Source organism: Pseudoalteromonas sp. NBT06-2, from assembly GCF_002276045.1.
Taxonomy (GTDB): domain Bacteria; phylum Pseudomonadota; class Gammaproteobacteria; order Enterobacterales; family Alteromonadaceae; genus Pseudoalteromonas.
In genome coordinates this window covers 1-9,150 of the sequence record NZ_NQMR01000205.1, presented here as the reverse complement: position 1 = coordinate 9,150, position 9,150 = coordinate 1, and the positions used below count along the sequence as shown (strand labels likewise).

Sequence of the window (9,150 nt, the reverse complement as noted above, 5' to 3'; positions counted from 1 at the left end):
TTTGAAGTATCATGGGTATATATGTGTTTGCTGTTGTAAGTGACTTTAAGCGACATGACCGACGAAATAAATGATTTTTTTAATTGATATAAAATTGACTGCTGACGCAGTCAAATAAAAACGTATTATCTATTTACTGTGATCCGACTCATATGTGTTATCTGCTGGCTGTTTAAGGCTTACTATATTGCCAACTAACATAAGTAAACCACCTATGAGTAGAGCAAATTCTGGTTTTTCTGAGTAGAGTAAAACTCCAATTAACGCAACCAAAGGCAATCTAAGAAAATCAAGAGTGACCACAGTAGTTACCTCAGCATATTCCATGGCTTTTGCCATACAATAATGTGCGGTAAGGGCTGTTAAGCCTATAACTAACAGCCAAAGCCACTGCATATCAATTGGCCAAACCCAGTCGGTTATTGAAAAAAATAAGCCGATAGGCAATTGGATCAAGCACATATAGAAAAGAATGGATATCGCCGAATCGGACGCGCTTAGCGATTTGGTGGCTGTGTGTGAAACAGCGTAGAAAATAGCTGAGGCTAGAACGATAAACGAAGCAGTATCAATGATGGAAATGCCTGGCTGAAGAACAATGACAACGCCGAGACTACCCAATAAGACCGATACTATTTTACGTATAGTAACCTTTTCACCTAATGCTGTAGCAGCAATAATAAGCGTCCAAATTGGAACCGTAAATTCCAAAGCAAACACTTCTGCGAGCGGCAGCATAGCAATACCTAAAAACCAACCATACTGGCCAGCAAAATGAAATATATTTCTAAGGGTGTGTAGGCTAAGCCTTTTTGTTTTAATATTTATATGCTTTTTTGAAGTTATCAGGATTATCGATACAAATATTAATCCTATAGCGCTCCGAAAAAATAATATTTGATAAGTAGCAACCTCTCCAGCTAACTCACGGGCACATACTGCCATAAGGCTAAATGAAAGAAGAGCCCCTACCATCCAGGTTACAGCGTACACTAATGAATTTCCTCTTGTTGCATATAACGAGCATGTAGAATGACTCGTTTTAAATTAATATATAATAATGTGAAATTATATTGATATTAATTATTTTAACAATGCATTTGCCATTGTGCATTCACTTTCTCTTGTCCTCAAAGTAAATTTATTCATGTCTTTATTGACTGTGATATTACCAAATACCGGTTCTATTGCACCTAATCTTTTTCTATATTGTCATCGCCTGTAATTAGCAATATTTTTTGTTGAATACGATGTCATTATTTTTCTATCACCTAAAGATAAATAATAAATAAAATATGGAGGTCTACGTCAAGTTTTTTATTTAATTTTTAGGTGTGGAAAAATAGTTTTACAGAACGATCATTATTAACTGATCTTTCATGAAAACATAAACGTACATATCTTTATAAATATATAACTTAAATAAAAGGTATTTAAATGCGATTTATAATATTGATCTTTTGCTCTTTAGCTTTATTAGGATGTAATAATTCATTCCCTAATAAAAACATCACAGGTTTGACATTACCTGAAATGAAAGGTGAAACACTCACAAAACAACAAGTTTCACTACCATACATGTTTGAATCATCACCTATTCTACTCTTAGTAGGTTATAAGCAAGACTCACAATTTGATATCGATCGCTGGTTAATTGCGCTCGATATGACAAAAACAGATATTAAAGCGATAGAAGTGCCCGCTATTCAAGGCATGTTCCCTAGAATGTTTAGCACTATGATCAACAATGGTATGAGAGATGGTATACCAAAAGAATTATGGGGAGGCGTTATTACCCTATATGCTGATGGAGAAAAAATGCAAGCCTTCACTGGCAATGAAAAAGGTAATAACGCTCGTATTTTACTGATAGAGCAGACTGGTAAAATACTTTATTTCTATGACAGAGGCTTTTCTATTCAGGCACTTAAAAATTTAAAAAATAAAAAATAAAAAATAAAAAAAGTATGTCTAGTAATAAGTTTGATGAGTCCAAAATGAGACATAATCACTGTAGATTTCGAAATAATTACATATAACTAAAAAGAATTAGTTATGCGACTTTTACTTTTTGTTATATTATAACAATTAAATTTTATTGGATTAACTAAACTTTATGAAAGCTCTTGAATTAAAAACATTTACAGAAAAACGTCAATGGATTGGAGTATTCGCAATTGTAATTTGCGCTCTTGCATGGACTATGGAATTAATTGGCAGCGTTTATATTTGCCCTTATTGTAGGGTACAGCGTACTGTAATCGGCATATTAGGTATAATACTGCTATTACCTTTTGCTTATCATTGGCTTGTAAAGTATGCAGCTATTATTCTAGGTGTTTTTGGTGCTGTTGTAGCTTCAAATCAACATTTTATGGGTTGGAAAAAAATCTCTGCTGGCAAGTTTCAATTTAATGAGAATATCTTGATCGATCCATTTTTATTATCAGGTTTTGCACTAGCTGCTATTCTAGGCATGACTTGCCTAATACTAAAACTATCAAGTTCAGTTACGAAAAAGGCATCTAAACACTAAACTACTTATTAATTAAACCATTGTCTAAATTACGGGGTTAGCACTACCCCGTTAATATACTGTTGATATTAAGTTCCAAAACCAATATCACAAAAGACTATATTTCGTATAAACTTATTAATCTAAACAAAATAATTTTTGGATATTCAGCTATGAATAAAGCTATTTTTCTTTTATTGAGTTTACTATGGGCGTTGTTTTCACAAGCTAAAAGTAACGAATTAGTGGCTTGCATTGACGATCACCCGCCATACCAATATTTAGGTAAAAACCCACACGGTCTTCATATTACAGCCCTAAAAACACTCAGTAACGTACTAGAAACAGATTTAAAGTTTGTTCAATCTCCAAACTTTGCAAGATGTGTTGCCATGTTAAAGAAAGGTGATATTGATGTTATAGCTGGCTTAAATCCAACTGCCCAAAGAAGTAAGTTTGCATTTTATGCACCTTTTAAAGCAGCTGATACACTTAAAATTATTTCAAAAAAAGGGATATCAATTAATTCATTCGAAGATTTCAAAGGTAAGATCATTGGTGTTTCACGAGGCGAAGTATATTTTCCGCGTTTCGATAACGATGATTCATTAGATAAAATCTCTGTACAAAATTCACGTATTGGCTTTTCTCTATTACTCAAAGACCGAATTGATTTAATAATGATAAGCCAAGTTAAATTAGAAGCTCTTAAAAAAGAAATTCAAAATGTTGATCTAAATATTTCACCTATAGCACTGTCAGAACTCAGAAACAAAAAAACATTTTTTGGTTTTAGCAAACTTAATAAACTTAATTTTAGCAATAAAGAGCTCGTAAAAATAATAACAAACGCTTATGAGCAAGGTGTTTTCAAATAAGTTTTTAAAAGATACTTATTTAATTAAATTGTTATGACTCTCAATCAACTAAGTATAATAAGCTGTATTTAATATGTAAATTGATAATTAACGAGCCCCCTCTTTTCACTATTTATATTGGCATATAAAATTAAAACAGCCATCTTCCTATTTAAACAATAACTGAAGTAAATAAATGGTTATTAACCCATATTGACCGTTGAACAGGTAATAATACCATTAATAATTTAAATAACTGTACGCACTAAATATCGTTAACAATGACTTTATACCAATATAATTAAAAGGTTATATAAACCAATGGAAGCAAAAACTTGTAATCAAAAAAGTTGCACTAAAAAAATTAATAAAATAACATCTTTGAGTTGCAATGTTTGTACTATGGTACTTAAGGCACAACGTAAAAGAGCACAAGCGAATCAAAAACTGCTGAACCATATAACAAGCTCTAGAATACTTTCTGGATCAATGAAGATATTTTCTTAATTGAATGAGGCTAAATAAGATTTTTAGGGGGATGAATAAAAAATAGTAGTCAAATCGATTGTTTCATAATACTATTTATTAACAATTAGATTTTTTATAAATTTTATATCCGTTGCTTTAAGTGCCTTACTTCCCACTTTAAAAATGGCGGTATCAGCGCTATTACCATCCCAATTTTTGCACGCAAGTGGAATGCCTCTATCTTGGCTGACAATAATTCCTTGCACAACTTACTTTAAATCTGGGCGGTGAGCTTTACTATACCCAAGCCACTTCAAGATGTGAGGTTCAGGACTGCTGAGCAATTCATGATCTAGGCGCATCTTTGCATTAATGGTTACTCCCTTAAAAAAAGATGGAACAACGAGCATGATTTGCTCAGAAGTCCCTGTAAGGTTGGTTTATAAATACTTTATGCAGCGTTATTGATTTTGAAAAGGGAATAACCATATTCTTCAATCAATGCCTAGCCTAAAGCATTTCTAATTCCAACTGAATCCTGCATCTTGAAGTGGTTTGGGTATATGCCCGTGTGTGATTTTAATCATATTTTCGTCGCAACCGTCTTCATCAGAAGCGTACTCGCCTGTTAAAGAATGATTGGTTGTATCAAGTGAATTGAATTTTTTATCAACATATTCAAGTTCACAAGCTTGTTGTGACACCAATGAAAATAGGCTTTCACAGCCAAAGTCAAAACATTGTTCTAGTGTGCGGCCTAATTTGTGACGATTGAAATGCTTTGCTTTTACCCCTTCTCTGAATAAATGCTCAAGCGGTGAATTAAATTACCGTCGGCAAAGCCGGACCTTACTTGATTACGCCCTCTAAAGGTAAAGTTAACGCCCAAGGCGTATTAAACCCCTAATTTCAGTTGATCTCGCTGCTCATCAACTTTTTCTTGGTTTCTAATATACTCAATTACCATATTGTCATCCAAACCTACGATTGAAACAAAATACCCTTGAGCCCAAAAATTTTCACCACTGAAGTATCGTTGCTTACCCTTAAAGTCTTTTACTATCGAAATCGCACCTTTACGTTTTGCTAATTCATAAAAGGATTCACCTAAATGTTTTCTTATCGTTCAGTATATTAGCTTTTGCCGTTTTTTCGGAATAAAAACGATATGGTATGTACAATCCCACCTTGTATGGGTCAAACTTTTATAATCTCGCATAAGTTGTTTCCTCTTTACTTTTGGTCGAGAAAAGAGATTACATTTACCGTTGTCACTGTGAAACCTTGCGAGTCACCCCAGCAGAGCTGGGGTTTATCAATGTTTAATTTAATTTAATTTCGCGTGGGTCTAAAATACCGTTTACTTCTGGTTCAACTAAACTTCCTTGCTCAACAATTAAGTTAACTTGTGTAAGCTGATCACCAGATAACGTTTCCAAATCACTGATCAGTCCAAGAAAACGACTGCGCTCTTCATCACTAACCAAGCCTAATGTATAGTCCTCAAGTTTGGCAATATAGTGTGGTTGCTGCCATGGTGTATCGCCACCTGGATGAGCATTAGCACGTGTTTTCTTATCAACGATCTTCTCACCGCTCACTGTAGTGATAATCATACAGCCTCCGTAGGCTTGAACGTTAGGATCCTGATCGTGATACAAATCTTCCCATCGCTGGTCAAATTGTGTCTCAATTTTGGTCATCAACTTGCGCAATGCCTGCTTTTCCTCTTGATTCATTTGGTAAGTACGGTCTTTGTGGAACTCTCCAGTTTGAATACAGCGGGCAATGGCAAACATAATACTATGATCAAGAGTGCCACGTGGTGCATCTGGGTCGATTTTCTGTGGATCATTAGCATCCGTACCAATCACGTGATGTGTATGGTGACTAGTTTCAAGTACAATTTTTTCAATTTGTTCCATATCTACATTGCCAGCAGCATCGCGCGGTAATTTATCTCGCATTTGAAGGGCGAGGTCAATAATCGCCTGTCCTTGGTATTCGAAGGCATGTTCTTTAGGATAGGTTTTCAGGATGTTACGCATCGGGTCTTGTGCAGCGTTAATCAACTCGATCTGGTAACTGGCATGAAGGTCATCTCTACCATCAAGAAAACGTCGAATAATACTATCAACACCTTCATAAACCGGGTTAGGCCCTTTTAATCCATGCATCGCGTGGTGAACAGCCTTAATAGCAATTTCAGCTGAAAAGCCAGGTACAAACTCCTTCTGCGCGCCAATGTCACCTTTACGTGATTGGCGAGAAGAAATGGCATTGTGTACTGCAAAATTAATGGCGTGGTAAGCTTGCTCTGTAGACAGCCCAAGCATAGAGGAAATTCCAGCGGCCGTGCCTGCAGCAATGTGAGTCATATGGTCGACCTTGTGTTTGTGCAAGCAGATACCAGTACCGTTGCCAGTGCCCACCAAAGCCACGTGCACTTCATAAGCGACTATAATGCCTCGAAGTAAGTCTTCACCAGAAACACCAAGTTGCTGAGCAACGGCAATAATAGGCGAAATGTTATCATCTGGGTGGGAGTATTCAGCTGCTAGATATGTGTCGTCGTTATCTAAAAAACGTACTGCAACAGCGTTGGCAAAAGCGGCAGCCAAAGGGTGAAACCCTTCTTTAAGCCCCCAAATAGTGGCACTTCCGGCGCCAGCAAGTAGACGCCCTTCTCCACGCGCTACAACAACGGCAGCTTCGTTAGCCGCACCAAGTGCAATTGCCGCGTTATCAATGATACGATTCTTCGCCATTTCGACTGAAGCTGTGTCGAGCGGTTGCGACTTCGCCAGAGTAGCCAATTCAGCAAGTTTCCAAGCCAATTGTTCTTCACGAACTAAATCGCCGCTTTTATTTTCGGATCGGACACTATGAATAGTAGATGCCATAGAATTTCTCTCTTTTATTGCATAAATTTGTGAATTTAGAGGCCGTTCTGACCTGAGTGCCGAGATAGGCAGCCATTACGCGATTATTAACATGTAAACTGCCATTCGGATTTTTAACGTAAGCATATTAGATAAGGTAAAGCCAAAGTGCAATTGCTAATGCAAATTACTCTCAATTAGATTACTATAAAAGTGTAAATATTTTCGAACATAGATCATTACCCACTTTAAGGAGCAAGGTATGGACGTGAAAAAAAGTATTCGAACAACCTCTACATCCAATACTAGCAAGCTAGAATACAAAGATGCTCAGGCTAAATTAGCCGTTGCAAGTCTGCCGTTAACTTTTAAAAACACGACGATAAAACAACTAGGAGGCTTCATAACTGCGGCACTGGCTGTACATGATGTATGCAGGGATAAACAAATGCACGAGAGTCCCCTTGACGTGCTATTTTGGTTACGACAACGCTTAAAAAAAGAAACGAAAAATGTTGAGCGTGACGAGCTTTATCGGGCACATTGTTTACGACAGATCGACAAAGTAGAACGCAAAATAGCGATAGCCTGTGTCAAGCATAGCCAAGGCAGTCTAACAATACTTGAGTAGCTAGTGATAAGAATGGTTACAAAATCTTTGCAGCTTCTAGCTTTTTAATCTATTTATCATGCTAAATTATCTCCAACAAAAAAATAAGACATAATTATAAGATTGGATTTTTAGAGCTTCATATACATACCTGCGCTTTTAGGTAGCTAAAATTACTTGCACAACAGATAAAGTCACATATCTGAGACTTTAATAAAAGACTTAACCGATATAAGTCGTTATGTAGAACCCTTATAGCAACTGTGGTTATGACTATGAGTACATTTCATTAGTGATGATTTAAACCTAAAAAATTTGCATATTGTCGTATGAAGTATTGAGTGGTATTAAGTCATCAGTCAGCTTAAATATTTCAAACTGTTAATATTTTTGGGTGTATTTTTGCTACTGTACCGCGTTTATTTGGTACGATTAAACGACTACTAAAATCAGCTAATTCTAAATAGTCAACAAGTGTAAAAGGTATGGTGTTTTTATCAATTGAGCAGCCAAACATTAATAAAGATTTAGGTTGTTGTAATACTTTAAAATCAGGTTTTTTATTTGATTTAATATTTGTTATATGCACATTACTATTAAAATTTTGATTCAATTTTACTAACAAAGCTTTCAATCTTTTCGGCATTGAGCTTTTCACTTTTATATAAGGACAACATCTTAAATTTACAATTGGTTGCACATGCTCCCAACAAAGCACTTTTTAAAGTTTTTTTACTGGTTTTCTCAAAATAAAAGTATCGACCCACCAAGGTGAACCAAGTGTTGTTATAACTTTCATTTCTTTTAAGTTATTTAAGCACTGCTTGATGGGGCCTTAGTCTGAAGCATGTCCGGGAGCCCACACACGATCAAACCAACCTTTCAAAATGGCAGAAAAACCAAACCCCCAAGTTGGAAAGACTAAAAACAAAGATTCGACTTCTTTCAACTGCTCTATATAGAACTTAGTTGATCCTCATCAAACTGACTTGTGTAATAACTCGATCTTTCAGATTTGTTCAATAAAGGATCGAAACCTTCTTCATAAAGGTTTTTGACTGTTACTTTATAACCCTTTTTCTTTAAATCTTACTGTTGCTGATATTGATAATCAAACCATGTAAGTTCATATTCGTGATGGTAAAGGCGGTAAAGATAGGTTTATTCCTTTGCCTGATAAAACACTTGATGAATTACGCATATATTGGAAAACGCATCGTCATAACAAGCTAGTTTTTCCTGGAAAAGGGCAAGGCTCTGACACGCCTATGGATAAAGGAGGAATACAAAAAGTAATGAAAGCCGTCTTAAAACACTGCACAATCGCCAAAAATATTAGCCAGCATTCACTCAGGCATTGCTTTGCTACACATCTATTAGAGCAAGGTTTAGATTTACGTTCATTACAGTTGCTACTTGGTCATAGCAGTCTTAATACTACCGCACGGTATACTCAGTTAACCCAAATAAAACAACATGATACTAAACGTCTTATTAATCAATTAACTGACAATGTCATGCGTATCTGGGAGGATTTATGAGTTATTTTATTGCATTATTACGTCAACATCAAAACGAATTTCTGCATCATTATGATAATCAGCTTAACCATAATACGCGACACGCCATTAACGCATTGCTCAGTTGTAAAACAGCTGAGCAACGTAAAATGAGTTGGTGCTGCGCTCACTGTCACCATCAAGCGCAACACCCGCTCTCATGCGGACATCAACACTGCCCACAATGCCAACACCAAACAACCATGCAATGGTTACAACGACAACAGCAAATGAATTTACCGTCACAGTACCCTAAAAA

12 protein-coding genes and 2 pseudogenes are annotated in these 9,150 nt (G+C 35.9%); 6 read left to right on the top strand and 8 right to left on the bottom strand.

All coding sequences use genetic code 11. The features are described from left to right. Positions 1–129 precede the first annotated feature (129 nt). Both CJF42_RS23830 and CJF42_RS29610 read right to left on the bottom strand, forming a co-directional pair. The gene (locus CJF42_RS23830) at positions 130–993 is read right to left on the bottom strand and encodes a DMT family transporter (RefSeq protein ID WP_252097728.1); all 864 of its coding nucleotides are present in this window, start codon (positions 991–993) and stop codon (positions 130–132) included. Positions 994–1,088: 95 nt separating this feature from the next. Beyond that, positions 1,089–1,212: pseudogene (locus CJF42_RS29610) on the bottom strand (transposase); the annotation flags it as partial. Between the two features lie 225 nt (positions 1,213–1,437). On the opposite strand from CJF42_RS29610, the gene CJF42_RS23820 reads away from it, so the two are divergent. From CJF42_RS23820 to CJF42_RS23810, 3 genes are all read left to right on the top strand, one after another. Further along, positions 1,438–1,953, top strand: a complete 516-nt coding sequence (locus CJF42_RS23820) for a hypothetical protein (RefSeq protein ID WP_095369037.1) — start codon at positions 1,438–1,440, stop codon at positions 1,951–1,953. Positions 1,954–2,116: 163 nt separating this feature from the next. Continuing rightward, positions 2,117–2,536, top strand: a complete 420-nt coding sequence (locus CJF42_RS23815) for a disulfide bond formation protein B (RefSeq protein ID WP_095369036.1) — start codon at positions 2,117–2,119, stop codon at positions 2,534–2,536. Positions 2,537–2,688: 152 nt separating this feature from the next. Further along, a complete protein-coding gene (locus CJF42_RS23810) occupies positions 2,689–3,393 on the top strand; it encodes a substrate-binding periplasmic protein (RefSeq protein ID WP_095369035.1) in 705 nt (234 codons plus the stop codon). 716 nt (positions 3,394–4,109) lie between these two features. Here the strand turns inward: CJF42_RS23810 and CJF42_RS27805 are convergent. The 4 genes and pseudogenes from CJF42_RS27805 to CJF42_RS23795 all read right to left on the bottom strand — a co-directional run bounded on the left by CJF42_RS27805 (position 4,110) and on the right by CJF42_RS23795 (position 6,743). After that, positions 4,110–4,250 (bottom strand): hypothetical protein, encoded by a 141-nt coding sequence (locus CJF42_RS27805; RefSeq protein ID WP_170940743.1) that lies wholly within the window; start codon positions 4,248–4,250, stop codon positions 4,110–4,112. A gap of 153 nt (positions 4,251–4,403) precedes the next feature. Continuing rightward, a pseudogene (locus CJF42_RS29605) lies at positions 4,404–4,664 on the bottom strand (DUF4277 domain-containing protein); the annotation flags it as partial. A gap of 71 nt (positions 4,665–4,735) precedes the next feature. After that, positions 4,736–4,963 carry a transposase gene (locus CJF42_RS23800; RefSeq protein WP_502694813.1) on the bottom strand — a complete coding sequence of 76 codons (228 nt, stop codon included), beginning with the start codon at positions 4,961–4,963 and terminating at the stop codon, positions 4,736–4,738. Between the two features lie 199 nt (positions 4,964–5,162). Then, positions 5,163–6,743 carry an MmgE/PrpD family protein gene (locus tag CJF42_RS23795; protein WP_095369033.1) on the bottom strand — a complete coding sequence of 527 codons (1,581 nt, stop codon included), beginning with the start codon at positions 6,741–6,743 and terminating at the stop codon, positions 5,163–5,165. Positions 6,744–6,984: 241 nt separating this feature from the next. Between CJF42_RS23795 and CJF42_RS23790 the strand changes: the two genes are divergently transcribed. Continuing rightward, positions 6,985–7,353, top strand: a complete 369-nt coding sequence (locus CJF42_RS23790; protein WP_095369032.1) for a hypothetical protein — start codon at positions 6,985–6,987, stop codon at positions 7,351–7,353. Positions 7,354–7,705: 352 nt separating this feature from the next. Here CJF42_RS23790 and CJF42_RS23785 read toward each other — a convergent pair whose 3' ends face one another. Then, on the bottom strand, positions 7,706–7,978 hold the full coding sequence (locus CJF42_RS23785; protein WP_170940741.1) for a hypothetical protein: 273 nt from the start codon (positions 7,976–7,978) through the stop codon (positions 7,706–7,708). A gap of 189 nt (positions 7,979–8,167) precedes the next feature. Further along, positions 8,168–8,281: an NAD(P)H-dependent oxidoreductase gene (locus CJF42_RS29420; protein WP_212668855.1), complete on the bottom strand. Its 114-nt coding sequence runs from the start codon at positions 8,279–8,281 to the stop codon at positions 8,168–8,170. 181 nt (positions 8,282–8,462) lie between these two features. Between CJF42_RS29420 and CJF42_RS23775 the strand changes: the two genes are divergently transcribed. Together CJF42_RS23775 and CJF42_RS23770 are read left to right on the top strand one after the other, a co-directional pair. Then, complete coding sequence (locus CJF42_RS23775) at positions 8,463–8,873, top strand: tyrosine-type recombinase/integrase (protein WP_286203525.1); 411 nt, start codon at positions 8,463–8,465, stop codon at positions 8,871–8,873. Then, on the top strand, positions 8,870–9,150 hold a 281-nt coding region (locus CJF42_RS23770; RefSeq protein ID WP_170940742.1), incomplete at its 3' end, for a transposase zinc-binding domain-containing protein. The genes CJF42_RS23775 and CJF42_RS23770, both read left to right, overlap by 4 nt.